Source organism: Enterobacter sp. 61D5, assembly GCF_034107965.1.
GTDB lineage: Bacteria > Pseudomonadota > Gammaproteobacteria > Enterobacterales > Enterobacteriaceae > Enterobacter > Enterobacter cloacae_M.
Window position 1 is genome coordinate 74,314 of the sequence record NZ_JAWNFK010000007.1, and the last position, 22,625, is coordinate 96,938.

Consider the following 22,625-nt stretch of genomic DNA (forward strand, 5'->3'; position numbering starts at 1 on the left):
TCGTGAGTTTATTCGACAAAAAGCATCTGGTTTCACAAACCGATGCATTACCGGGACGCAACACCCCTATGCCTGTGGCGACCTTACACGCCGTCAATAACCATTCCATGACCAACGTGCCGGAGGGAATGGAAATCGCCCTGTTCGCCATGGGCTGTTTCTGGGGCGTTGAGCGCCTCTTCTGGCAGCTGCCCGGCGTTTACAGCACGGCGGCTGGCTACACGGGCGGCTACACGCCGAACCCTACCTATCGCGAAGTCTGCTCCGGCGAAACCGGGCATGCGGAAGCGGTGCGCGTGGTCTATGACCCTGCGGTAATCAGCTACGAACAGCTGCTGCAGGTCTTCTGGGAGAACCACGACCCGGCGCAGGGCATGCGTCAGGGCAACGACCACGGCACACAGTATCGCTCGGCTATTTATCCGCTCACTCCGGAGCAGGATGCCGCCGCGCGCGCCAGCCTTGAGCGTTTCCAGCAGGCCATGCGTGAAGCGGGCGATACGCGCGAGGTGACGACGGAAATCGCCACCGCGAAACCGTTCTACTATGCCGAGGACGATCACCAGCAGTATCTGCATAAAAACCCGTACGGCTACTGCGGTATCGGGGGCATCGGCGTATGCCTGCCGCCACAGCTGGCCTGATTGCCGATCCAGTGCCACGCGAGCCGCGTGGCACTTAAGCAAACGACAGCGTTGTCTCATCATATAACAACCACACATTAGCCGCCCCTTCCGGCCACCTTCGTCAAAATGTGACCTCTGGCAGATTTACATCTCTTTACGCTATACTACCCGCTGAAATAATCGGCTCAACGCTACGAGCTGATTTTCAATGTGTTTTCACACAAATGGTATCAACTCCCCTTCTGAGGATCTGGCGAGAAGCCGGATAAACTATGTTAAACAGTATTTTAGTAATACTTTGTCTGATTGCCGTCAGCGCGTTTTTCTCGATATCTGAGATCTCGCTGGCCGCGTCCCGTAAAATCAAACTGAAGCTGCTTGCCGATGAAGGCAACATCAATGCCACCCGCATTCTGAAAATGCAGGAAAACCCCGGCATGTTCTTCACCGTGGTGCAGATTGGCCTCAACGCGGTCGCCATCCTCGGCGGTATCGTGGGTGATGCGGCGTTTTCCCCGGCGTTTTATAGCCTGTTTGTGCAGTACATGTCCGTTGAACTGGCCGAACAGCTGAGCTTTATCCTCTCCTTCTCGCTGGTAACCGGCCTGTTCATCCTCTTTGCAGACCTGACCCCGAAACGCATCGGTATGATTGCGCCAGAAGCTGTGGCTTTGCGTATCATCAACCCGATGCGCTTCTGTCTGTACGTGTTTCGCCCGCTGGTGTGGTTCTTCAACGGCCTGGCGAACGTGATTTTCCGCATCTTTAAGCTGCCGATGGTGCGTAAAGACGACATCACGTCTGACGACATTTATGCGGTCGTGGAAGCCGGCGCGCTGGCCGGGGTGCTGCGCAAGCAGGAACACGAGCTGATTGAGAATGTATTCGAACTGGAATCCCGTACCGTGCCGTCTTCCATGACGGGCCGTGAGAACATTATCTGGTTCGATTTACATGAAGATGAGCAGAGCCTGAAGAACAAAGTAGCGCAGCATCCGCACTCTAAGTTCCTGGTCTGTAATGAAGATATTGACCACATCATCGGTTATGTCGACTCCAAAGACCTGCTGAACCGCGTGCTGGCAAACCAAAGCCTGGCGCTCAACAGCGGCGTGCAGATCCGTAACACCCTGATTGTACCGGACACCCTGACGCTCTCAGAAGCGCTGGAAAGTTTCAAAACCGCCGGGGAAGATTTCGCGGTTATCATGAACGAATACGCGCTGGTGGTAGGGATTATCACCCTGAACGACGTGATGACCACGCTGATGGGCGACCTGGTTGGCCAGGGGCTGGAAGAGCAGATTGTTCAGCGTGACGATAATTCATGGCTGATTGATGGCGGCACACCGATTGAAGACGTGATGCGCGTGCTGGATATCGACGAGTTCCCGCAGTCCGGTAACTACGAGACCATCGGCGGCTTTATGATGTTTATGCTGCGTAAGATCCCGAAACGTACCGACTCGGTGAAGTTCTCCGGCTACAAGTTTGAGGTGGTGGATATTGATAACTACCGCATCGATCAGCTGCTGGTGACGCGCATCGACAACAAACCGACCGTACTGGTACCGAAGCTGCCGGACGCGGAAGAGAAGGTGTCGGCGTAAAGCGCCCCCCTACAAACATCAACGGCTCCCATTGGGAGCCGTTTTTTTAACTACTGCATAGCACTTTGGTTAAGCCATCTCAGTTTGCAGACGCATAACCTGACGGTTGACTTCGGACATCACAGAAAGGTGCTGTTTGTCCTTCACTTTTGGGACAAGGATCTTGCCCTTATCAAACTCAAAAGCGCCAACATCCTTGATATACAACCGTCCACGGAACAGGATCTTCACGTACTTCGCCACCTGAAGCGGGTTGTAGCGTTGGAAAATTTTCATTCTTGTATCTCCTGCGAATCATACGCTCTTGCGGTGCCACAATCGGCCCGACTGTCCTGAGCGCAAATTTTGATGCCCAATGACTATAGACCAGAACTACGGTGTTACCCAGTGTGCATAAGTTTATTTACCGTTTGATTACAATAATTCAGAATAATCTTTGCAAAGCGTGACCGGGCGCAGTATAAGCCGTCGTTTTTTCATGGATATGTGCGTTCGCCCGCAAACTGGCATCGGGATTGCGGGAAAACCCCATTGATCGCACTTATGATTAAAAGCGTAAGACCAAGTGGTCGGATCACCTGCAAACAATAAGGAAACGCCATGACCCTACGTAATATCCTTGCAGCAGCCTGCCTGCTACTGCCCCTGTGGGCTTCCGCTCACAGCATTGAAAAAGGACAACGTGTACCGCCAGTCGGCATTGCTGACCGGGGAGAACTGATTCTCGACAATGATAAGTTTAGCTACAAACCCTGGAATAGCGCGCAGCTCGCGGGCAAAGTGAGAGTTGTACAACATATTGCCGGTCGTACATCCGCAAAAGAGAAAAATGCCAGCCTGGTGGAAGCGATCAAATCTGCAAAATTCCCGCATGACCGCTACCAGACCACCACAATTGTGAATACCGATGACGCCATTCCGGGATCCGGGATGTTTGTGCGCTCCAGCCTTGAGAGCAATAAAAAGCTCTATCCGTGGTCGCAGTTTATCGTCGACAGCAACGGCGTAACCCGTAAGGCCTGGCAGCTGGAGGAAGAGAGCTCTGCGATTATCGTGCTGGATAAAGAGGGCCGCGTACAGTGGGCGAAAGACGGCGCGTTAACCCAGGAAGAGGTGCAGCAGGTTGTCGACCTGCTGCATAAGCTGCTGGCTCAGTAAATAGAGACGCGGAAGCCGGGGTTGAGGAAGGATTCGCGCGGGGTATAGTCCAGCGGCTTGCCCTGCCAGTCATGAACATGCGCCCCGGCGGCCGCGGCAACGGCATGACCAGCCGCGGTATCCCAGACGTTGGTTGGCCCAAAGCGAGGATACAGCTGCGCCTGACCTTCCGCTACCAGGCAGAATTTCAGCGATGAGCCAATCGAGGTGGTCTGGTGTTCACCCAGCTGCTGCAGGTACTCCCGCAGTTCGCTGTCGCCGTGCGAGCGGCTAATTACCACCAACGGTGGACGCGCATCGCGCACCTGGATCTGCTTGCGCACGCCGCACTCTTCCTTCCACGCCTTCCCTTCTGCAGCGCTGTACATCACTTTCATCACCGGCGCGTAGACCACGCCCAGCACCGCTTTGCCCTTCTCAATCAGGGCGATATTGACGGTGAATTCACCGTTGCGCTTGATGAACTCTTTTGTCCCGTCCAGCGGATCGACCAGCCAGTAGCGCTGCCAGTGCTGGCGTTCGTCCCAGCTTTGCGGCGCTTCTTCTGACAGAACAGGGATGTCCGGCGTTAAGGCCTGTAACCCTTTAAGGATCACCTTATGCGCCGCAATATCCGCTGCCGTGACCGGAGAATCGTCGGCTTTGCTGACAACCTCCACAGGTTTACTGCCGTCATACACCTGCATGATGGCATCTCCCGCATCCCGTGCGAGCTGACAAATTTTATCTAGCATTTTCCACCTCTTTGTTAACGCAGTGAGGTTAACTCTTTGTTTTAGTTATATCGTAATGTGAATAATTCCGCTATCTGTGAAGCAATTCCGGTTTCAGGTTACTTTTTTCTGTCAGGATTCACATTTCTGTAAGCAACAAGCTATAGATACATACTCTTTTGTGGTCTACATCGAAAAAAGGACTCCTCTGATGATTAAGTTTAGTGCAACGCTTCTGGTGACGCTGATTGCAACGAGCGCGCAGGCGGCGACGGTAGATCTGCGTATTCTGGAAACGACCGATCTGCACAGCAACATGATGGACTTCGATTACTACAAAGATACTCCGACGGAAAAATTTGGCCTGGTACGCACGGCAAGCTTGATCGATGCCGCGCGCGGTGAAGTGAAAAATAGCGTACTGGTCGACAATGGCGATCTCATTCAGGGTAGTCCGCTCGGGGATTACATGGCGACAAGGGGACTGAAAAAAGGCGAGATCCATCCTGTTTATAAAGCGATGAACACCCTGGATTACACCGTCGGCAACCTCGGTAACCACGAATTCAACTACGGTCTGACATACCTGCACGATGCGCTCGCCGGTGCGAAATTCCCGTACGTTAACGCCAATATCATTGACGTTAAGACGCAAAAACCGCTCTTTACTCCTTACCTCATTAAAGAGACAAACGTCGTCGACCAGGACGGTAACAAACAGACGCTGAAAATCGGCTATATCGGTTTTGTCCCGCCGCAGATCATGACGTGGGATAAGGCCAACCTCGACGGTAAGGTGACCGTTAACGACATCACCGAAACCGCGCGCAAATACGTGCCGGAAATGCGCGAAAAAGGTGCCGATCTGGTGGTCGTTGTCGCCCACTCGGGTCTCTCCGCCGATCCCTACCAGGCCATGGCAGAAAACTCCGTTTACTATCTGAGTGAAGTTCCGGGCGTCGACGCGATCCTGTTCGGCCACGCCCACGCGGTCTTCCCGGGCAAAGATTTCGCCAGCATCAAAGGGGCGGACATTGAGAAAGGGACGCTCAACGGCGTGCCGTCGGTGATGCCGGGCATGTGGGGTGACCATCTTGGCGTGGTGGATCTGGTGCTGAATAACGACGGCGGCAGCTGGAAGGTGACGCAGTCAAAAGCCGAAGCGCGCCCGATTTACGACGCTGCGGCTAAAAAATCTCTGGCGGCGGAAGATAAAAAACTGGTCGACGTGCTGAAGCACGATCACGACGCCACTCGCGAATTCGTCAGCAAGCCGATCGGCAAATCCGCCGACAACATGTACAGCTTCCTGGCGCTGGTGCAGGACGACCCGACCGTTCAGGTCGTCAACATGGCGCAGAAAGCCTATGCCAAACACTTTGTGCAGGGCGATCCGGATCTGGCAAAACTGCCGGTCCTGTCAGCCGCTGCACCATTCAAGGTGGGCGGGCGTAAGAATGACCCGGCAAGCTATGTGGAAGTCGAAAAGGGCCAGCTGACCTTCCGTAACGCCGCCGATCTCTATCTCTATCCAAACACGCTGGTGGTGGTAAAAGCGACGGGCCAGGAGGTGAAAGAGTGGCTAGAGTGCTCTGCCGGACAGTTTAACCAGATTGACCCGCACAGCAGTAAGCCGCAGTCGCTGATTAACTGGGACGGCTTCCGTACCTATAACTTCGACGTGATCGACGGCGTGGACTACCAGATTGACGTCACCCAGCCGGCTAAATATGACGGCGAGTGTCAGGCGATCAACCCGCAGGCGGAGCGCATCAAAAACCTGACCTTCAACGGCAAGGCGATCGACCCGAATGCCACCTTCCTGGTGGTGACCAACAACTACCGCGCCTACGGCGGTAAGTTTGCCGGTACGGGAGATAGCCACATCGCCTTTGCCTCGCCGGACGAGAACCGCTCGGTGCTGGCGGCGTGGATCAGCGCGGAGTCGAAGAAGGCGGGCGAAATTCATCCGGCAGTGGACAACAACTGGCGTCTGGCGCCGATCCACAGCGAAACGAAACTGGATATCCGCTTCGAAACGTCACCGTCTGATAAAGCTGCCGCGTTCATTAAGGACAAGGCACAGTATCCGATGAAACAGGTCGCAACGGATGATATTGGGTTCGCGATTTATCAGGTGGATTTGAGTAAGTAAAAACAAAACGGCAACTTTGTTCCCTCTCCCTGTGGGAGAGGGTCAGGGTGAGGGCATCAGGCCCTACTTACCCGGCGTTTACGCCGCGCGATCGTCCCGATTCGCCATCACCTTCGGCGTATTCACCTCAATCCAGTCCGCCAGCGCGGCGACCTTCTCGCTCACCTCAACGCCCATCGGCGTCAGGCTATACTCTACGTGCGGCGGCACCACCCGATAGGATACGCGATCGACAAACCCGTCCTGCTCCAGCGCCTGGAGCGACTGGGACAGCATTTTTTCGCTCACCCCGCCCATTTTACGGCGCAGATCACTAAAGCGATGCGTTCCCTGGCGCAGGGCCAGCAGAATCAGGACACCCCAGCGGCTGGTGACGTGTTTGAGCACCTCGCGTGAAGGACACTGTTCCGCGAAAAGATTGCCATCGCGCATTTGTTCGCTGAGCGTCGGTATCGTTGTTTTCATACTTACCTTTTCGTACGTACTTACTAAAAGTTAGCTATGGTGCTAGTGTGCCACAACACCAGACAAACACGAAGGAGATTCATCATGATCGCGATTACCGGCGCTACCGGCCAGCTTGGCCATCTCGTTATCGAACAGCTGCTGAAAACCGTACCGGCCAGCCAGATTGTGGCCATCGTACGTAACCCGGCGAAAGCGCAGGCCTTAAGCCAGCAGGGAATTGTGGTTCGTCAGGCGGACTACACGGATGAAGCCGCATTCACCGCCGCGCTGAGCGGCGTGGATAAGCTGCTGCTGATCTCTTCCAGCGAAGTCGGCCAGCGCGCGACCCAGCACCAGAACGTAATTAACGCCGCCAAAACGGCTGGTGTGAAATTTATCGCCTACACCAGCCTGCTGCATGCGGACAACTCCCCGCTGGGCCTGCACGTTGAACACGTTGCCACTGAAAAAGCGCTGGCGGCATCCGGCATTCCTTATGCCCTGCTGCGCAATGGCTGGTATACCGAAAACTACCTGGCGAGCGCGCCGCCTGCGCTGGAACACGGCGTGTTTATTGGTGCGGCAGGCGAAGGCAAAATTGCCTCTGCCACCCGTGCAGACTATGCCGCGGCGGCAGCGAAAGTGATCGCAGAAGAGGGCCACGCGGGCAAGGTCTATGAACTGGCGGGCGACCACGGCTGGACGCTGAGCGAACTGGCGGCTGAACTCAGCAAACAGAGCGGGAAGCCGGTAGCCTATCAGAATCTCAGTGAAGCGGATTTTGCCGCCGCGCTGAAAAGCGTCGGCCTGCCTGCCGGGCTGGCAGATATGCTGGCGGACTCCGATGTGGGTGCGTCCAAAGGGGGACTCTTTGACGATAGCCATACGCTGAGCAAACTGATCGGGCGCGCAACAACGCCGCTGCCGCAGAGCATTAAAGCCATTCTTTAACGGTGTCACCGTTCTTTCCTGCGGCCGGGTAATTTCCCTTACCCGGCCCGCTCATATTTATTAATAATAAAATCAGATATAACGATTAAAAGTCCGGGTATTCTTTATCCGTCGCGTACGTTATCGGTTTTTCAAATCCAGGAATGGTGATGCCATTCATATCAATCTTAATATCTTCCTCATTTATTCCCTGCTGTCCGAACAGATAAATGACATTCAGCTCCCCCTGTGACGCCGCCTGGTCGTAAGCGTTAGCCTGACGTCGCACCTGACGGTTACGCTGTTGATATTCCGCAAACACAGCGTCCCCATAGCGTTTGCGCAACCATTGATGGGTAAGCTTTGGCGAGTAAACCACCCCCGTGGCATTATTACCGCCAAAGCCTTTTGAATTAATAAAGGCGATTTGTCCCTGGTCTTCCTCTAATTTGCAGTCGTGAAGAGGAATGGTTAAGCGCGCGTTATTCACCTGCGGCGCGATGTGGGACACGCTTTTAATTCCCGGCAAAATACCATAGCGGAAGACGCCGAGGCAGCTGATTAGCTGGTCGCCGCTGGCGGGGCCCAGAGAGTGGCCGAGGTACGATTTCACCGCCGTCACCGGCCAGTCGCGAATCGAAAAGGCTTGCGCAACGCGGTCAAAAATATCGATCTCGGAGACGCAATTCTTCGGCGTGCTTGAGCCGTGCGCCTGAATAAACGATCCCTTCTGCACCGTCTCCATCCCGGCCATCGATACCGCAGAGGCTACGGCTTTCGCCATGGTGATGTAGTTCCCCGGCCCCGGCGACGCAATAGAACGTTTAAAGCCGTCAGCGTTGATGAAGACATTCCCCACCGAACCGTGGATCTCTGCGCCAAGCTGCAGCGCCAGCTCGTCGTCCATTAGCACAACATACTGGCTGGATTCTGCGATAACAAAACCGCAGCTGTTGCCAAACGGGCGGCTGCTGTTGCGCCAGTCGGCCGTTTTCGTTTCATCAATGTGCTTAAGCTTGCTCTCCGTTGCCAGGGCACCCATGGCATCGAAGCCTTCAATCACTTCTGAGGTAACCGGCGCTTCGGCGCTGCCAACGACGGCTACGCGAATGCGCCCCACTTTGATATCTTCGACTGCCGCATTCAGGTTATACAGAAACGTGGCGCACGCCCCCAGCGTGGCGCTGGTATGACCGACGCTACCCAGCACATAGGCATTGAGGAAATCGGCGCACATGCTGTTCAGGCCCAGCGGGCACTGTTTGGCGCTGACGCGATGGCCTTTCAGGCGCGACTGCAGCATTCCGCCAAAGCCATAATCGTCGAGCTGCCCCATGATATTGCCCGAATAGACGCCGAGCTGATCCGGCGTGATTTTGGCCTGTATCTCTCGCCACGGGATCCCCAGGGCGTTGATGGCGTCTGATGCCCCGACAATCGCCATCTGTAACGCCCGCGGATGGAACTGCGAATTGTAATGGTCGCCCGGACGGAATCCCTGCGGCAACAGCCCTGCAGCCTGAACCTCCGTGCGCAGCAACGCCTCAATTTTACAGTCCATCTCTCCCTGAACGGTAATACGGACGCGCCGATCCGCTAATTCTTCAACGTGCCATCCCGCCGGTAAGGGTTGAGGTAATTGCCTGGCAGATATATTAAAACTGAATCCCTCTTCGCCTGAAACCATATTCATTTTTGCATGGCCGGCAATAGCATCGACATCAAAATAGTCGCGCGTGATTTTTCTGATAAGGGTTCCCTCAAGCGCCTCGTCTTTTATCCTCGCGGCGGCCTGAGCAGGTGTAAATCTTTTACCGGAAATGTCGCTATAACCACCTTCATCATATTTAAGCACGCCCATCAGGATGGCTAACGATAATAATGTTTCCTGCCTTTCCTCTTCCGATAATGACTCAATAATCATTCGACGAAATGCATGATGTGAAGAACTACGACCAGCTGGACCATAGCCGCCAAAAGCCGTTATTACGGGTAATTTCACCATAATTAATTCTCTCGTGGTCGTGGATTTATTTTATTAAGCAAACGCGATAATTTCAGATATTAGTTTACAAATCACCGAAAAAAGCTAATATGAAAATCCAGCCAAAACGCTGACTTTTTGGGCCACGGCAACGATGAACTACCAAAAATAATAGTCAAAACAGGTATTAATCAAAAATGACAAATACACAAATAGGATTTGTGTTATGTGAACGCATGCTAAGTTCCGGTCTCAGTCTTCCGATTGAAATGTGGAAAGCCGCAGCCAGTAGCTATTTAGCTGAGCAAAAAACAACATCCCACGCAGGCAGGAACAAACCGGAGAAGTCGCCCTTCAGGCTCTGTCGCCCGGAGAATATTCTGAAGGTGAATACCATTGGCATAAACAGCGAGCCCATCCTGACGCAGAGTGGCTTTAGCATTACCGCCGATACCACCCTTGCCGAAGACAGACACTATGACGTTATCTATCTTCCTGCCCTGTGGCGCAATCCTCGCGCAGTGGTCAGACAACAGCCTGAACTTCTGGAATGGCTGACCGAGCAGGCCGCGCGCGGAACCCGCATCGCCGCCGTCGGAACAGGCTGCTGTTTTCTGGCGGAATCGGGACTTCTCAACGGAAAGCCCGCCACCACCCACTGGCACTACTTCAAACAATTCTCGCGTGACTACCCCAGCGTAAAATTACAGACAAAGCATTTTCTCACTCAGGCCGATAATATTTTCTGCGCCGCGAGCGTTAAGGCCCTGTCAGATCTGACGATCCATTTTATAGAAACAATATACGGGAAACGTGTAGCCACACATACTCAACGGACATTTTTCCATGAAATTCGTAGCCAGTTTGAACGTCAATGTTACAGTGAAGAAAACAAACCCCATCCGGATGAAGATATTGTTCAAATTCAAATCTGGATAAAAGCCAACTGCGCCTCGGATATATCCATGCAGAATCTTGCAGATATGGCAGGCATGAGTTTGCGCAACTTTAATCGCCGCTTTAAAAATGCCACCGACATGTCCCCTCTGCAGTATTTATTAACCGCCAGAATTGAATCCGCCATGACAATGCTGCAATCCACCAATCTAAGCATTCAGGAAATCGCGAATGCGGTTGGATATCAGGATATTGCGCACTTCAATCGCCAGTTTAAGCATAAAACAACGGTTTCACCGGGGGATTACCGTAAAACCGTTCGGGCAAAGATGTTTAGTGCATAAACCCCGATCATCTCTGATAATGAAAAGATGACCACGAGGAGGCTCACCGTGCAAGGCGTACCGGAACAGTTTAATGATGAAAGAGACAGCGCACGCTTTCGCCATCTGGCACAGCTGCCGGGCCTGGAGCTTTATCATGCGCATATTTCTGACTACGCCTTTGAGCCTCACACCCATGAAGCCTTCGGGATCGGCACGATTGAAACCGGTGCCGAGCGCTTTCGCTATCGCGGTACCCAGCATCTCGCGGCGGAAAAATCCGTCGTCACCATGAACCCGGACGAGATCCATACCGGCGAATCCGCCACCGAAGGCGGCTGGCGCTACCGGATGGTCTATATCGAACCCGATCTGCTGGAAGAGGTGACCGGCCTCCGGCACTGGTGGTTTAGCGATGTCACGCGTCATGACCCGCTGCGCTCGCAGCAAATTGGCAGGCTCATTTACGGCTTGTGGCATACGGACGATCCGCTTGCGCAAAAAGGATTACTGCTGGATCTGATTGAGACCTTCCGGCCGCTGGCCCATCACGCGCCTGTGATTCAGGAAGGCGCGCACCGCTTCGAACGCGTGCGCGAGTATCTGCACGACAACTATATGCGCGCCCTGACGCTGGACGAGCTGGCCAGCGTCGTTTCGCTCAGTCCGTACCACTTCCAGCGCCAGTTCAAAGCCCATTTTCACGTGACGCCGCACCAGATGCTGATGGCCATTCGCCTCTGGCGCGCCAAAGCGTTCCTCACGCACGGCATGCCCGCGGCAGAGGTCGCCGCCGCGACCGGACTGACCGACCAGTCGCATTTAACCCGCGCGTTTACCCACCGCTACGGCATTACCCCCGTCCGCTACCAGAAGCAGGTCACCCGGCGCTAATGCGCAACCTCATACAATACGCGCGCATTTTCCCCTCCTACACTGCATGCAGCGTAAATACCTGTGGATGGAAAAAATGATTAGTGGTGTTTTGTATGCCCTGCTGGCCGGGATGATGTGGGGACTGATTTTTGTCGGCCCGCTGATCGTGCCCGAGTATCCGGCAATACTGCAGTCGACCGGACGTTATCTGGCGCTCGGGCTGATTGCTCTGCCCCTGGCGTGGCTGAGACGCGCGCGATTGCGTCAGCTCAGCCGTCAGGACTGGGGTACCGCGCTGGCGCTGACCATGATGGGCAATCTTATCTACTACGTTTGCCTCGCGAGTGCCATTCAGCGTACCGGTGCGCCGGTATCTACCATGATTATCGGCACGCTGCCGGTCGTCATCCCCGTCTTTGCTAACCTGCTCTACAGCCACCGCGATGGCAAACTGGCGTGGTCAAAAATGGCGCCAGCGCTGGTATGTACCGCCGTGGGGCTGGTATGCGTCAATATTGCCGAGCTGCGTCATGGGCAGGCGGATGTCGACCTGTGGCGTTACGGTACTGGCATTGTGCTGGCGTTCATTTCCGTGGCGTGCTGGGCATGGTATGCCCTGCGCAACGCGCGCTGGCTGCGGGAGAACCCGGACAAGCACCCGATGATGTGGGCGACGGCGCAGGCGCTGGTTACGCTGCCCGTCTCGCTGGTGGGCTATGCCGGCGCATGCATCTGGTTAGGCCATCAACAGCCAGACTTCGCCCAACCCTTCGGGCCAAGACCCTGGGTGTTTATCGGCCTGATGGTGGCGATTGCGGTGCTTTGCTCATGGGTGGGCGCGCTGTGCTGGAACATTGCCAGCCAGAAGCTGCCAACGGTGATTTTAGGGCCGCTGATTGTCTTCGAAACTCTGGCCGGACTGCTTTATACCTTCCTGATGCGCCAGAGCTTGCCGCCGTTATTCACGGCCTGCGGGATCGCGCTGCTGGTGGTGGGGGTGGTGATGGCGGTAAGAGCGAAGCCGGAAAAACCGAGGGTCGTTCCGGCGTCGGAGATGTGATTTTTGCCGGGTGGCGGCTCCGCCTTACCCGGTATGATGTTAAAACGTTTCCCAGTTCCCTTCAGACACCGCCGCTGCGGGCTGCGCTTTTGGTACATAGGTTTTCACCGGCGCCGCTTTAACCGCCTGGTTGCGGGTGATTTTGAATACCGCCACCGCTTCGTTCAGGCGTGCAGCCTGATCTTCCAGCGCCGCCGCCGCGGCCGCAGACTCCTCTACCAGCGAGGCGTTCTGCTGGGTCACGCGGTCCATCTCGGCTACCGCCTGGCCCACCTGGTCAATACCGCGGCTCTGCTCGTCAGAGGCCGAGGCAATTTCACCCATGATGTCGGTGACGCGGGTGACCGCATTGACGATCTCCGCCATCGTCTCCCCGGCTTCGTTAACCAGCTGGGAGCCCGCGTTCACGCGCTCGCCGGAATCATCGATCAGCGCTTTGATCTCTTTCGCCGCCTGGGCGCTGCGCTGGGCGAGAGTACGCACTTCCCCAGCCACCACCGCAAAACCACGGCCCTGCTCGCCCGCGCGCGCCGCTTCCACCGCCGCGTTTAGCGCCAGGATGTTAGTCTGGAAGGCAATACCGTCGATCACGTTAGTAATTTGCGCGATTTTACTGGAGCTGGTGGCGATTTCGTCCATCGTACGCACCACGCCTTCCACCACGTTCCCGCCCTTCTTCGCCGTTGAGGAGGCGTCCAGCGCCAGACGGGACGCCTGACGCGCGTTATCGGCGTTCTGCTTCACGGTTGCCGTCAGCTGTTCCATGCTGGCTGCCGTCTCTTCCAGAGACGCGGCCTGCTGCTCGGTACGGGAAGATAGGTCATTACTGCCCGCAGAGATTTCGCCTGCACCGGTGTAAATCGTATCTGCGCCTTCACGCACCACGCCCACGGTGTTCGCCAGCGAAGTCTGCATCTCCTGAACGTTGCGCGCCAGAATAGCCATTTCGTTCTTACCTTCAGCCTGAATCTGCTGGGTTAAATCCCCTGCCGCAATGGCGCGAATATGGTTAATCACCTCTTCCAGAGGCAGCAGCAGCACGCGGCGCATGGCTACCCAGCTGGAGATAATCACCACAATCACCAGCAGCATAACCGCAGAGAGGATCCACAGGATGCGCTTGTAGTCGCTCTCATTGTCCTGGATGCCTTTATCGGTAAGCGTTGCCTGCGCTTCGCGCCATTCACGGTAAACCGCCTGCATCGCGGTCTGCTTTTGCTCCGCGTTCTGCTTGAACATGTCTTCCAGATTGCCCTGGCTCAGCAGAACGTTCATTTGCGTCAGCGTTGAGGAGTAAATGCGGTACTGCTCCTCCAGACGCTTGGCCAGGTTCTCGTCCAGGCCCGGCGTATTTGGCAGGGCATAGTATTTATCGTAATGGACCTGCGCATCGGCGAGCAGATTTTTCGCCGTGTTGACCAGCTCATTGAGCTGCCCACCGTTAATCTGAGAGGCCATGCTGCTTTGCAGACGCAGCATCCCGCGGTTCAGCGTCACGCGCGCCTGGTTCAGGCTGATCCACGCATCGGTAAACTCCGCCACGTTCTTGCTGGAGAGCTGCGACACGGTGAAGTTGTCTTTATCGTTATTCAGCGCGTTGATAAAGATACCCGCGGAAATCACTTGCATGATGCCGAGCACAAGCAGCACCGAAATCAGAAGGGTAATGACTTTTATACGTTTAAACATGCGTTGCCTTTGTTATATGCAGGTTTGTCTGACGTGGATATATCGGCAGGCGCGGCGGGTTGTTTACTGTTTCTACACCTTTAAAAAGTTTCTAAACCACTTTCCTAAGTCCATTCAGAGAGTTAAATGGGGTATTTTTTTGTGATTTGCATCTCACCTTTCCCCTTCCCTCTAAAGGGTTATAGCGCTGGCTTAAAGATGCATTTATTATGCATCTTATATTATTGATGACGAGGTAACTGCTATGGCCTTTCGCGACCAACCCCTTGGCGAGCTGGCGCTCTCCATTCCTCGCGCTTCTGCGCTGTTCCGTAAATACGATATGGATTACTGCTGCGGCGGTAAGCAAACCCTGGCGCGTGCGGCCTCACGCGAGGAGCTGGACGTGGAGGTGATTGAAGCAGAGCTAGCGCTGCTGGCCGAGCAGCCCGTCGACAAAGACTGGCGAGCCGCCCCGCTCGCTGAAATCATCGACCATATCATCGTACGTTACCATGACCGTCACCGTGAACAGCTGCCGGAACTGATCCTGCAGGCAACCAAAGTTGAGCGCGTCCATGCCGACAAACCGTCCGTACCGCGCGGTCTGGCCAAATACCTGACCCTGCTGCACGAAGAGCTTTCCAGCCACATGATGAAAGAAGAGCAGATCCTCTTCCCGATGATTAAGCAGGGAATGGGAAGCCAGGCGATGGGGCCTATCAGCGTGATGGAAAGCGAGCATGATGATGCGGGCGAACTGCTGGAAGTGATCAAACACACCACCCACAACGTCACGCCGCCGCCAGAAGCGTGCACAACGTGGAAAGCGATGTACAACGGCATTAACGAAATGATTGACGACCTGATGGAACACATCAGCCTTGAGAACAACGTTCTGTTCCCGCGGGCATTAGCTGGGGAATAAAAAAGGCCGCTGCGGCCTGATGCCCTCACCCCGGCCCTCTCTCACGGGGAGAGGGTGCAGAAACTAAAAACGGCAACCGAAGTTGCCGTTTTGCTTTTACCTTACGCCTGCCATACGTTTCTTACCGATAAACACCCAACCCAGCCCCAGCGCGATAAACCACAGCGGCGTGACGATGAGTGCCTGACGGGTATCATCTTCCAGCGTCAGCAGAACCAGCACGAAGACGAAGAACGCCATGCATACCCAGCACATCAGCTTGCCCAGCGGCATCTTGTAGATCGATTTTTCATGCAGGTGCGGGCGCTGCTTGCGGTACACCAGGTATGAACAGAGGATGATGGTCCAGACGAACATAAACAGGATCGCAGAGACCGTGGTAATCATGGTGAACGCGCCAATCACGCTTGGGTTCACGTAGAGCATCACCACGCCGCCCAGCAGGCACATGCAGGAGAAGGTCAACCCTTTTGCCGGTACCGCGCGCTTAGACAGCTTGGCGAACGCGCTCGGCGCCACGCCTTCCTGCGCCAGGCCAAACAGCATACGGCTGGTGGAGAACACGCCGCTGTTCGCGGAAGATGCCGCAGAGGTCAGCACCACGAAGTTAATCAGGCTCGCGGCGGCAGGCAGGCCTACCAGCACGAACAGCTCAACGAACGGGCTCTTGGTTGGCACCACGGAGCTCCACGGCGTCACGGACATAATAACGATCAGCGCGAAGACGTAGAACATGATGATACGCAGCGGAATAGAGTTTATCGCGCGCGGGAGAGACTTCTCGGGATCTTTGGTCTCCGCTGCCGTCGTGCCCACCAGCTCAATGCCCACGAACGCAAATACCGCGATCTGGAAGCCAGCAAAGAAGCCGCTAATACCTTTCGGGAACCAGCCGCCGTCATTCCACAGATGGGTAAACGACGCCTGAACGCCCGTTGGTGACTGGAAGTGGGTGAGCACCATCACCAGACCCACAACGATAAGCCCGACAATCGCCACGATTTTGATCATCGCGAACCAGAACTCCATCTCACCGAACATTTTAACGGTGGCGAGGTTAAGGCTCAGCAGCAGAACAATGACCGCCAGCGAGGCGACCCAGTCCGACAGCCCCGGGAACCAGAACTGCGCGTAGGCGGTAATCGCCACGACGTCCGCCATACCGGTGACGACCCAGCAGAACCAGTAGGTCCAGCCGGTGAAATAGCCCGCCCACGGCCCGAGCAGATCAGACGCGAAGTCGCTAAAGGATTTGTATTCGAGGTTCGAGAGCAGCAGTTCACCCATTGCACGCATCACGAAGAAGAGCATAAAACCGATGATCATATAAACGAAGATGATCGACGGCCCGGCGAGACTGATGGTTTTGCCTGACCCCATAAACAGCCCGGTACCGATGGCACCCCCAATCGCAATGAGCTGAATATGACGGTTTGTGAGATTGCGCCGTAGCGACTGTTCAGACGTCGCCTCTTCTGTAGCGGCGACTTTGACCTGATCTACCATGTAATTTTCCTGTTTATGCCTGTCTGTGTTGTTAAGGCTCTTCTGGCCTTTAAAAACGTCAAAAAAATGACGGTCCCTTTGTAAGGGTTTATCGATATTAGGTAAGAATCGGCGGGATGAATACTATGATTTTGATATTATGTTAATAATATGTTGAAAGTGAGTGTCATATCACTCATACAGCGCGAAACAGCTCACAAAAATACACGCAACAGTTTCGTTTGCAAGATAAAATGTTGATAACACCGTAACTATAGGTTTATGCACTATTTTCCTCTCCCCAAACGGGGAGAGGAAATAAGAAAATTCGATTACAGAATTTCCAGCAGCTCGACTTCAAAGACCAGGGTGCTGAATGGCGGGATGGACGCACCAGCGCCGCGCTCGCCGTAGGCCAGGTTATGCGGGATAGTCAGTTCCCATTTGGAACCCACTGGCATCAGGGTCAGCGCTTCAATCCAGCCTGCGATCACGCCGTTAACCGGGAACTCAGCCGGTTCGCCGCGCGCTACGGAGCTGTCGAACACGGTACCGTCGATCAGTTTACCGGTGTAATGCACGCGAACGTGGTCGGTACGCGCCGGGATTGCGCCGTCACCCTGATTGATCACGCGGAACTGCAAACCGGATTCGGTGCTGTTCACGCCTTCACGCTCACGGTTCTCTTCCAGATATTTCACACCTTCGGCCGCCATCTCTTCGAAGCGCGCGCGACGCACGGCGTCAGCACGTTCGTGGATTTCACGCAGCGCACGGTGCACCACGTCTACCGGAACGGCAGGCTGTTTGCCTTCCAGCGCGTCAGCGATACCCGCCACCAGCGCTTCTGGTAACAGACCTTCCAGGCCGGATTCGCTCAGCTGCTGTCCTACCTGCAAGCCGATACCGTAACTTGCCTGCGCTTCGATAGTGTCAAAAGTCGGGGTGGTCATGGGTTTTCCTTCCATCACATTTAAAGTAGCGGGCAGCATATCAGCCATGCCCTTATGGGTAAAACTTTGTCTGAAGTTAAGGTGACAAACCGCGACGAAACAGAAACAATAGAGATAACCAGGTTTAATCCCGAACTGATGTCACGGATGTCGGGTTTACTACGCCGTTCAGGCAGTTAGCAAACTATACTTCGGGGCACAGGATAAAAAATACGCGGAGCAGGAGGAGTGCCATGCCCGGGCGATTTGAACTGAAACCTACCCTGGCGAAAATCTGGCAGGCGCCGGACAATTTTCGCATCATGGACCCGCTGCCTCCTCTGCATCGCAGAGGGATCATCATTGGCGCGCTGATGGTGATCGTGGGCTTCCTGCTTCCTTCCGGGGGCGATGATGTCGATACTGCCCCCGTCGCCCGCAATGCCCAACTGGACATTCAGTCGCAGACGCGGCCGCAGCCTGACGCCCAGCCGATGCAAACGCAGCTTGTGACCCCGTCTAACGATCCGGGTCAGGTCGCGCCGGTTGAGCCAGAGCCCATTCAGGATGAACAGCCGCAGGATCAAGCCGCCGCCCCGTCTCAGCCTCAGACGCAACAGCCTACCGGTATTGAGCAACAGTGGCGCTCCTATCGCGTAGAGCCGGGCAAAACGCTGGCACAGCTGTTCCGCGACCACAACCTGCCGCCAACCGACGTGTATGCCATGGCGAAGGTGGAAGGTGCGGGTAAGCCGCTCAGTAACCTGCAGAATGGTCAGATGGTACAGGTTCGCCAGAATGCCAGCGGGGTGGTAACAGGGTTAACGATTGATACGGGAAATGGGCAACAGGTACTGTTTACCCGCCAGCCAGACGGCAGTTTTATCAGGGCGCGTTAAGACCCGGCTCTGTAAAAAGCAAAACGCCGGCACAAGGCCGGCGTTTCAACGTGAGCAGAGTAAAAAATTACTCAGCTACAACGTTAACAACCAGTTTAGCGAACACTTCGCTGTGAACCTGGAAGTCAACTTCGTGCTCACCAGTGGTACGCAGAACGCCGTTCGGCAGACGAACTTCGCTCTTAGCCACTTTAACGCCTGCTGCAGAAACTGCATCAGCGATATCGCGGGTGCCGATGGAACCGAACAGTTTACCTTCGTCGCCTGATTTAGACGCGATGGTAACGGTGCCCAGTGCGTTGATTGCTTCAGCGCGAGCGTTAGCAGCCGCCAGAACGTCAGCCAGTTTGGCTTCCAGTTCAGCGCGACGTGCTTCGAAAAACTCTACGTTTTTCTTGGTAGCTGGAACAGCTTTACCCTGTGGAACCAGGAAGTTACGTGCGTAACCCGCTTTAACGTTAACCTGATCACCCAGGCTGCCCAGGTTTGCTACTTTATCAAGCAGAATAACTTGCATTACCTTATCCTCTTAAAGTCGTATTAATGGACCGTGCCCGATTACTGATGACGATCAGTGTACGGCAGCAGGGACAGGTAGCGAGCGCGTTTGATAGCGCGAGCCAGCTGACGCTGGTATTTTGCACGAGTACCGGTGATACGGCTTGGGACAATCTTACCGCTTTCGGTGATGTAGTTTTTCAGCGTTGCGATATCTTTATAGTCGATCTCTTGAACGCCTTCCGCGGTGAAACGGCAGAACTTGCGACGACGGAAATAACGTGCCATATGGCTAGTCTCCAGAATCTATCAAATCAATCTGCTCGGCATGCAGAACCATTTTGCTCAGGCCGTTCTTTGCCTTGTGGCAAGAGATGAACCCCTGAACGATTACTGCGCTACCGACCGTTAAACTGTGAGTAATGGCCTGGTTTTCGTGTCCGCTAATAATAACGGGCATTTGGCACCACGCCTGCCGGTGAAACCCGGCTTCCTCTTGCACAGAACGATGCTCAAGCACGAACTGGCAATGCGGAATTCCTGATGGACTGACCTTTCGAAGGGGAGCCCTGCATACGATGCCGGACAACGCCAGACGGTTGGTCATCAGAAATTACTCTTCAGAATCCCCAGCATCAGAATCATCTGCGGTTTCGTTTGCGAAATCATCGCGACGCTCACGGCGCTCGTCTTTCGCTTTAACCATCGGAGATGCTTCGGTAACTGCGTTTTTGGTACGCATAACCATGCTGCGGATAACGGCATCGTTGAAGCGGAAGGTAGTTTCCAGCTCATCGATCACTTCCTGCGGCGCTTCAACGTTCATCAGAACGTAGTGTGCTTTGTGCAGTTTGTTGATCGGGTAAGCCAGCTGACGGCGGCCCCAGTCTTCCAGACGGTGGATCGTACCTTCTGCACCAGTGATGGCAGCAGAGTAACGCTCGATCATACCCGGAACCTGTTCGCTCTGGTCAGGATGGACCATAAAAACGATTTCGTAATGACGCATCGAATTGCTCCTTACGGATTATTCAGCCTCCTGTCTGGGTCAGCCGAGGCCCGGGGAGGCAAGGAACGTGTTAAAGGTCGGCTGAAAAATTGACGCGTCATAATACTTGCGCGCCCCTGGAAACTCAAGCTGATTGCACAAATAATTCGCACAAAGCGCGAAGCGGGTCTAAGTGGGTGATTTAAAATTGGTCACACCCGGAAGCGTTGTTTTTTTGAACAACTGCATCAGAAATGGTCACGCATCCCCTCCGGATCAGCGATTACACTTTAATCAGAGATCACCTGAATTAAAGAAGGAGCACCCCCTCTCTCGCAGCACGCAGTCGTGGAGCGCATATCATGAAAAAAATCGCATTAGCCATAATGGCTGCGCTTTTGCTCAGTGCAAACGCGATGGCAGCCATCAAGATAGATAGCCGACAGGCCAGAAACATGGATGATGTGCAAAGCTTGGGCGTCATTTACATCAATCATAATTTCGCCACGGAAAGTGAAGCAGATCAGGCCCTTAACGAAGAAACCGATGCGCAGGGCGCAACCTATTACCACGTGATGTTAACCCGTGAGCCCGGCAGCAACGGCAACATGCACGCCAGTGCAGATATTTACCGATAACGCTTTAACGCTAGCACCAGGAAAGCCAACAACGAGAACATAGCCATAGATGACGTTGCCCCCTGCCCGGGGGCTTTTTTTTGTGAGTGGCTCCGGAATACTCCCGGTAAAAGAGCCCCCTGAGATCCTCCACAAGCGGGAAGATCAGGGCGTCAAAGTCCTGCGCGTTTAAAGGTGCTGGCGGAAAAACGCTACCGTAGCGTCGAGCGCCGTTGGCGTGATGCGGTGGCGGACGCCCGGTTCCCACAGGCAGGTCAGATTACCGTCCAGCCCTTCATTCATTAACGCCTGCTGAAGGCGGAAGGTTCCCTCGGGCGGGACCACATCATCCGCGTCACCGTGCCACAGCAGCAGCGGGCGATCGGCCACGCGCGGCAATGCCCGGGTCACTTCCCACTCTGCCAGCGTCGCGGTCATTTCCGTTAAATTCTGAGGGGGAAAAAGGGTCTTCGCCAGCGAAGTAAAGTAGCCCGAGCCCATCAGACAGGCGACAGACTTCACTTCAGGATGATGCGTCATAATCCCCAGCGCCGTCATACCGCCCATCGATGCCCCGGCTACCGCCAGACGATTGTCGGCCACCAGACCTGCCTCATAAAGCGCATCGCGCAGCCCGGAAAACTCGGTCAGACTCCCGTGCAGAATGTGCCAGAACTGCCCCAGCCGCGCCTGTTCATTACCCGTAAAGCGTGCGCCGTGGTCGGGTGCATCTGGCATCACCACGCGAAAACCCGCCTGCGCCAGCGCTACCGCAAAATAACTGTAAACCAGCTTCGATGAGGTAAACCCATGATAAAAAACCACAATAGGCAGCGGTTTATCACGTTTACCCGCTGGCATCGCGTGTAAAATTTCATGGTCGCCGAGGTGGCGTATTTCAATTTCAATCATTGTCGACCCTGTGCGAATCTATGATTCATAATGTTGAGAACTGGGTTACGCTTTCGCGTCATTTTCATTCGAAATATACGTCCCAGATAACACTTCGGGAACATTCCCCCAAAACTAAATTCACAGACAACTACACTATGGCTATCAGGAAACGAGATATGGTTATGCGCAGGTTTGCTGCTTTATTGCTGGTGTTTCTGCTGAGTGGCTGTAGCGCGCTGCAGGGAACGCCGCAACCCGCTCCACCGGTCGCCGATCATCCACAGGAGATTCGTCGTAATCAGACGGAAGGATTACAACGAATGGGCACCATCTCCGCGCTGGTTCGCGGTTCTCCGGATGACGCAGAATCGGCAATAAAAGCACAGGCCGTCGCCGCCAAAGCAGATTATTACGTCATCATTATGATCGACGAAACCATCATAACGGGACAGTGGTATTCACAGGCCATTTTGTACCGTAAATAATGGTTTTCCTTTGAACGAGATTTACACTGCTTTGCGTCCATAGACATTTTCCTGTCCACAATAAACTCCACGCCCGCGTCAATGGAAGGGAGTTTATTAGCGAAGGATTGCCCGGCGGATACCGGATATATGTGAAATGGAGCTGACGATGAAACGAACTCTTGCTTTGACCTCACTGTTGCTCTCAGCAGGCCTGCTGAGCACCACCGCGCAGTCAGCAGAATTCGCCAGTGCTGATTGTGTAACTGGCCTGAATGAAATTGGCCAGATCTCCGTGAATAATATCTCGGGGAGCCCGCAAGACGTTGAACGTGTCGTGGCATTAAAGGCCGATGAGCAAGGTGCTTCATGGTATCGCATCATCCAGATGCAGGAAGATAGCCATATCGACCACTGGCGGGTACAGGCCATTCTCTACGTGTAAACTCCCTCCTGATAAAAGCCACTTACTT

25 protein-coding genes are annotated in these 22,625 nt (G+C 54.6%); 13 read left to right on the forward strand and 12 right to left on the reverse strand.

Annotation, left to right across the window (positions count from 1 at the left end; all coding sequences use genetic code 11):
- The first annotated feature begins 2 nt into the window (after positions 1-2).
- Together msrA and UTM25_RS08595 are read left to right on the forward strand one after the other, a co-directional pair.
- Positions 3-644: a peptide-methionine (S)-S-oxide reductase MsrA gene (gene msrA, locus UTM25_RS08590; protein ID WP_023334288.1), complete on the forward strand. Its 642-nt coding sequence runs from the start codon at positions 3-5 to the stop codon at positions 642-644.
- A gap of 254 nt (positions 645-898) precedes the next feature.
- Positions 899-2,236, forward strand: coding sequence for a hemolysin family protein (locus tag UTM25_RS08595; RefSeq protein WP_194401567.1), 1,338 nt, complete (start codon positions 899-901; stop codon positions 2,234-2,236).
- 69 nt (positions 2,237-2,305) lie between these two features.
- Here the strand turns inward: UTM25_RS08595 and UTM25_RS08600 are convergent, their stop codons facing one another.
- A complete protein-coding gene (locus tag UTM25_RS08600) occupies positions 2,306-2,512 on the reverse strand; it encodes a DUF1107 domain-containing protein (protein WP_008501430.1) in 207 nt (68 codons plus the stop codon).
- Between the two features lie 324 nt (positions 2,513-2,836).
- Between UTM25_RS08600 and UTM25_RS08605 the strand changes: the two genes are divergently transcribed.
- The gene (locus tag UTM25_RS08605; protein ID WP_194401568.1) at positions 2,837-3,394 is read left to right on the forward strand and encodes a YtfJ family protein; all 558 of its coding nucleotides are present in this window, start codon (positions 2,837-2,839) and stop codon (positions 3,392-3,394) included.
- Here UTM25_RS08605 and cysQ read toward each other — a convergent pair.
- On the reverse strand, positions 3,388-4,128 hold the full coding sequence (gene cysQ, locus UTM25_RS08610) for a 3'(2'),5'-bisphosphate nucleotidase CysQ (protein ID WP_194401569.1): 741 nt from the start codon (positions 4,126-4,128) through the stop codon (positions 3,388-3,390). The genes UTM25_RS08605 and cysQ overlap by 7 nt on opposite strands.
- Positions 4,129-4,318: 190 nt before the next feature.
- Here cysQ and UTM25_RS08615 point away from each other — a divergent pair, with 190 nt between their 5' ends.
- Positions 4,319-6,262: a bifunctional 2',3'-cyclic-nucleotide 2'-phosphodiesterase/3'-nucleotidase gene (locus UTM25_RS08615; RefSeq protein WP_194401570.1), complete on the forward strand. Its 1,944-nt coding sequence runs from the start codon at positions 4,319-4,321 to the stop codon at positions 6,260-6,262.
- A 78-nt stretch (positions 6,263-6,340) separates the two neighbouring features.
- Here the strand turns inward: UTM25_RS08615 and UTM25_RS08620 are convergent, their stop codons facing one another.
- The gene (locus UTM25_RS08620; protein WP_194401571.1) at positions 6,341-6,727 is read right to left on the reverse strand and encodes a winged helix-turn-helix transcriptional regulator; all 387 of its coding nucleotides are present in this window, start codon (positions 6,725-6,727) and stop codon (positions 6,341-6,343) included.
- Between the two features lie 84 nt (positions 6,728-6,811).
- On the opposite strand from UTM25_RS08620, the gene UTM25_RS08625 reads away from it, so the two are divergent.
- The gene (locus tag UTM25_RS08625) at positions 6,812-7,660 is read left to right on the forward strand and encodes an SDR family oxidoreductase (protein ID WP_320714634.1); all 849 of its coding nucleotides are present in this window, start codon (positions 6,812-6,814) and stop codon (positions 7,658-7,660) included.
- An 85-nt stretch (positions 7,661-7,745) separates the two neighbouring features.
- Here the strand turns inward: UTM25_RS08625 and UTM25_RS08630 are convergent, their stop codons facing one another.
- Positions 7,746-9,200, reverse strand: coding sequence for a beta-ketoacyl synthase (locus tag UTM25_RS08630; protein WP_275944763.1), 1,455 nt, complete (start codon positions 9,198-9,200; stop codon positions 7,746-7,748).
- Between the two features lie 620 nt (positions 9,201-9,820).
- Here UTM25_RS08630 and UTM25_RS08635 point away from each other — a divergent pair.
- The 3 genes from UTM25_RS08635 (at position 9,821) to UTM25_RS08645 (ending at position 12,779) form a co-directional block, all read left to right on the forward strand.
- Positions 9,821-10,864 carry a GlxA family transcriptional regulator gene (locus UTM25_RS08635; RefSeq protein WP_233469429.1) on the forward strand — a complete coding sequence of 348 codons (1,044 nt, stop codon included), beginning with the start codon at positions 9,821-9,823 and terminating at the stop codon, positions 10,862-10,864.
- A gap of 48 nt (positions 10,865-10,912) precedes the next feature.
- Complete coding sequence (locus UTM25_RS08640) at positions 10,913-11,737, forward strand: AraC family transcriptional regulator (RefSeq protein ID WP_023310154.1); 825 nt, start codon at positions 10,913-10,915, stop codon at positions 11,735-11,737.
- A gap of 76 nt (positions 11,738-11,813) precedes the next feature.
- Positions 11,814-12,779, forward strand: coding sequence for a DMT family transporter (locus UTM25_RS08645; protein WP_194401574.1), 966 nt, complete (start codon positions 11,814-11,816; stop codon positions 12,777-12,779).
- Between the two features lie 39 nt (positions 12,780-12,818).
- Here the strand turns inward: UTM25_RS08645 and UTM25_RS08650 are convergent, their stop codons facing one another.
- Positions 12,819-14,468: a methyl-accepting chemotaxis protein gene (locus UTM25_RS08650; protein WP_194401575.1), complete on the reverse strand. Its 1,650-nt coding sequence runs from the start codon at positions 14,466-14,468 to the stop codon at positions 12,819-12,821.
- A 244-nt stretch (positions 14,469-14,712) separates the two neighbouring features.
- On the opposite strand from UTM25_RS08650, the gene ytfE reads away from it, so the two are divergent.
- Positions 14,713-15,375 carry an iron-sulfur cluster repair protein YtfE gene (gene ytfE / locus UTM25_RS08655; protein ID WP_194401576.1) on the forward strand — a complete coding sequence of 221 codons (663 nt, stop codon included), beginning with the start codon at positions 14,713-14,715 and terminating at the stop codon, positions 15,373-15,375.
- 96 nt (positions 15,376-15,471) lie between these two features.
- Here the strand turns inward: ytfE and cycA are convergent, their stop codons facing one another.
- Both cycA and fklB read right to left on the reverse strand, forming a co-directional pair.
- The gene (gene cycA / locus UTM25_RS08660) at positions 15,472-16,881 is read right to left on the reverse strand and encodes a D-serine/D-alanine/glycine transporter (RefSeq protein WP_039261038.1); all 1,410 of its coding nucleotides are present in this window, start codon (positions 16,879-16,881) and stop codon (positions 15,472-15,474) included.
- Between the two features lie 311 nt (positions 16,882-17,192).
- Positions 17,193-17,813, reverse strand: coding sequence for an FKBP-type peptidyl-prolyl cis-trans isomerase (fklB, locus tag UTM25_RS08665; RefSeq protein ID WP_008502892.1), 621 nt, complete (start codon positions 17,811-17,813; stop codon positions 17,193-17,195).
- Positions 17,814-18,046: 233 nt separating this feature from the next.
- Between fklB and UTM25_RS08670 the strand changes: the two genes are divergently transcribed.
- Positions 18,047-18,691, forward strand: a complete 645-nt coding sequence (locus UTM25_RS08670; RefSeq protein WP_182072221.1) for an OapA family protein — start codon at positions 18,047-18,049, stop codon at positions 18,689-18,691.
- A gap of 67 nt (positions 18,692-18,758) precedes the next feature.
- On the opposite strand, the gene rplI is transcribed toward UTM25_RS08670, so the two are convergent.
- The 4 genes from rplI to rpsF are packed head-to-tail and all read right to left on the reverse strand — an operon-like array spanning position 18,759 to position 20,198.
- Positions 18,759-19,208, reverse strand: a complete 450-nt coding sequence (rplI, locus tag UTM25_RS08675) for a 50S ribosomal protein L9 (RefSeq protein WP_023310148.1) — start codon at positions 19,206-19,208, stop codon at positions 18,759-18,761.
- Between the two features lie 41 nt (positions 19,209-19,249).
- Positions 19,250-19,477 carry a 30S ribosomal protein S18 gene (gene rpsR / locus UTM25_RS08680; protein WP_000135199.1) on the reverse strand — a complete coding sequence of 76 codons (228 nt, stop codon included), beginning with the start codon at positions 19,475-19,477 and terminating at the stop codon, positions 19,250-19,252.
- A 4-nt stretch (positions 19,478-19,481) separates the two neighbouring features.
- On the reverse strand, positions 19,482-19,796 hold the full coding sequence (priB, locus tag UTM25_RS08685) for a primosomal replication protein N (RefSeq protein WP_008502895.1): 315 nt from the start codon (positions 19,794-19,796) through the stop codon (positions 19,482-19,484).
- Between the two features lie 6 nt (positions 19,797-19,802).
- Positions 19,803-20,198 carry a 30S ribosomal protein S6 gene (gene rpsF, locus UTM25_RS08690; protein WP_014068637.1) on the reverse strand — a complete coding sequence of 132 codons (396 nt, stop codon included), beginning with the start codon at positions 20,196-20,198 and terminating at the stop codon, positions 19,803-19,805.
- Between the two features lie 341 nt (positions 20,199-20,539).
- Here rpsF and yjfY point away from each other — a divergent pair, with 341 nt between their 5' ends.
- Complete coding sequence (yjfY, locus tag UTM25_RS08695; RefSeq protein WP_010427445.1) at positions 20,540-20,815, forward strand: DUF1471 family protein YjfY; 276 nt, start codon at positions 20,540-20,542, stop codon at positions 20,813-20,815.
- A 168-nt stretch (positions 20,816-20,983) separates the two neighbouring features.
- On the opposite strand, the gene yjfP is transcribed toward yjfY, so the two are convergent.
- Positions 20,984-21,706 carry an esterase gene (gene yjfP / locus UTM25_RS08700; RefSeq protein ID WP_194401577.1) on the reverse strand — a complete coding sequence of 241 codons (723 nt, stop codon included), beginning with the start codon at positions 21,704-21,706 and terminating at the stop codon, positions 20,984-20,986.
- A 137-nt stretch (positions 21,707-21,843) separates the two neighbouring features.
- Here yjfP and bsmA point away from each other — a divergent pair, with 137 nt between their 5' ends.
- Both bsmA and yjfN read left to right on the forward strand, forming a co-directional pair.
- Positions 21,844-22,173 carry a biofilm peroxide resistance protein BsmA gene (gene bsmA, locus UTM25_RS08705; RefSeq protein ID WP_029740376.1) on the forward strand — a complete coding sequence of 110 codons (330 nt, stop codon included), beginning with the start codon at positions 21,844-21,846 and terminating at the stop codon, positions 22,171-22,173.
- A 136-nt stretch (positions 22,174-22,309) separates the two neighbouring features.
- Positions 22,310-22,597 carry a DUF1471 family protease activator YjfN gene (gene yjfN, locus UTM25_RS08710; protein ID WP_414146748.1) on the forward strand — a complete coding sequence of 96 codons (288 nt, stop codon included), beginning with the start codon at positions 22,310-22,312 and terminating at the stop codon, positions 22,595-22,597.
- Positions 22,598-22,625: the final 28 nt, after the last annotated feature.

Bases quoted from the DNA above. Each gene is read 5' to 3' on its own strand.
- rpsF (WP_014068637.1), bottom strand. From the start codon at position 20,198: ATGCGTCATTACGAAATCGTTTTTATGGTCCATCCTGACCAGAGCGAA.
- UTM25_RS08650 (WP_194401575.1), bottom strand. From the start codon at position 14,468: ATGTTTAAACGTATAAAAGTCATTACCCTTCTGATTTCGGTGCTGCTT.
- yjfP (WP_194401577.1), bottom strand. From the start codon at position 21,706: ATGATTGAAATTGAAATACGCCACCTCGGCGACCATGAAATTTTACAC.
- UTM25_RS08605 (WP_194401568.1), top strand. From the start codon at position 2,837: ATGACCCTACGTAATATCCTTGCAGCAGCCTGCCTGCTACTGCCCCTG.
- UTM25_RS08635 (WP_233469429.1), top strand. From the start codon at position 9,821: ATGACAAATACACAAATAGGATTTGTGTTATGTGAACGCATGCTAAGT.
- UTM25_RS08630 (WP_275944763.1), bottom strand. From the start codon at position 9,200: ATGGACTGTAAAATTGAGGCGTTGCTGCGCACGGAGGTTCAGGCTGCA.
- cycA (WP_039261038.1), bottom strand. From the start codon at position 16,881: ATGGTAGATCAGGTCAAAGTCGCCGCTACAGAAGAGGCGACGTCTGAA.
- UTM25_RS08595 (WP_194401567.1), top strand. From the start codon at position 899: ATGTTAAACAGTATTTTAGTAATACTTTGTCTGATTGCCGTCAGCGCG.
- UTM25_RS08620 (WP_194401571.1), bottom strand. From the start codon at position 6,727: ATGAAAACAACGATACCGACGCTCAGCGAACAAATGCGCGATGGCAAT.
- bsmA (WP_029740376.1), top strand. From the start codon at position 21,844: ATGGCTATCAGGAAACGAGATATGGTTATGCGCAGGTTTGCTGCTTTA.
- rpsR (WP_000135199.1), bottom strand. From the start codon at position 19,477: ATGGCACGTTATTTCCGTCGTCGCAAGTTCTGCCGTTTCACCGCGGAA.
- yjfN (WP_414146748.1), top strand. From the start codon at position 22,310: ATGGAGCTGACGATGAAACGAACTCTTGCTTTGACCTCACTGTTGCTC.
- fklB (WP_008502892.1), bottom strand. From the start codon at position 17,813: ATGACCACCCCGACTTTTGACACTATCGAAGCGCAGGCAAGTTACGGT.
- UTM25_RS08645 (WP_194401574.1), top strand. From the start codon at position 11,814: ATGATTAGTGGTGTTTTGTATGCCCTGCTGGCCGGGATGATGTGGGGA.
- UTM25_RS08670 (WP_182072221.1), top strand. From the start codon at position 18,047: ATGCCCGGGCGATTTGAACTGAAACCTACCCTGGCGAAAATCTGGCAG.
- ytfE (WP_194401576.1), top strand. From the start codon at position 14,713: ATGGCCTTTCGCGACCAACCCCTTGGCGAGCTGGCGCTCTCCATTCCT.
- cysQ (WP_194401569.1), bottom strand. From the start codon at position 4,128: ATGCTAGATAAAATTTGTCAGCTCGCACGGGATGCGGGAGATGCCATC.
- priB (WP_008502895.1), bottom strand. From the start codon at position 19,796: ATGACCAACCGTCTGGCGTTGTCCGGCATCGTATGCAGGGCTCCCCTT.
- rplI (WP_023310148.1), bottom strand. From the start codon at position 19,208: ATGCAAGTTATTCTGCTTGATAAAGTAGCAAACCTGGGCAGCCTGGGT.
- yjfY (WP_010427445.1), top strand. From the start codon at position 20,540: ATGAAAAAAATCGCATTAGCCATAATGGCTGCGCTTTTGCTCAGTGCA.
- UTM25_RS08625 (WP_320714634.1), top strand. From the start codon at position 6,812: ATGATCGCGATTACCGGCGCTACCGGCCAGCTTGGCCATCTCGTTATC.
- UTM25_RS08615 (WP_194401570.1), top strand. From the start codon at position 4,319: ATGATTAAGTTTAGTGCAACGCTTCTGGTGACGCTGATTGCAACGAGC.
- UTM25_RS08600 (WP_008501430.1), bottom strand. From the start codon at position 2,512: ATGAAAATTTTCCAACGCTACAACCCGCTTCAGGTGGCGAAGTACGTG.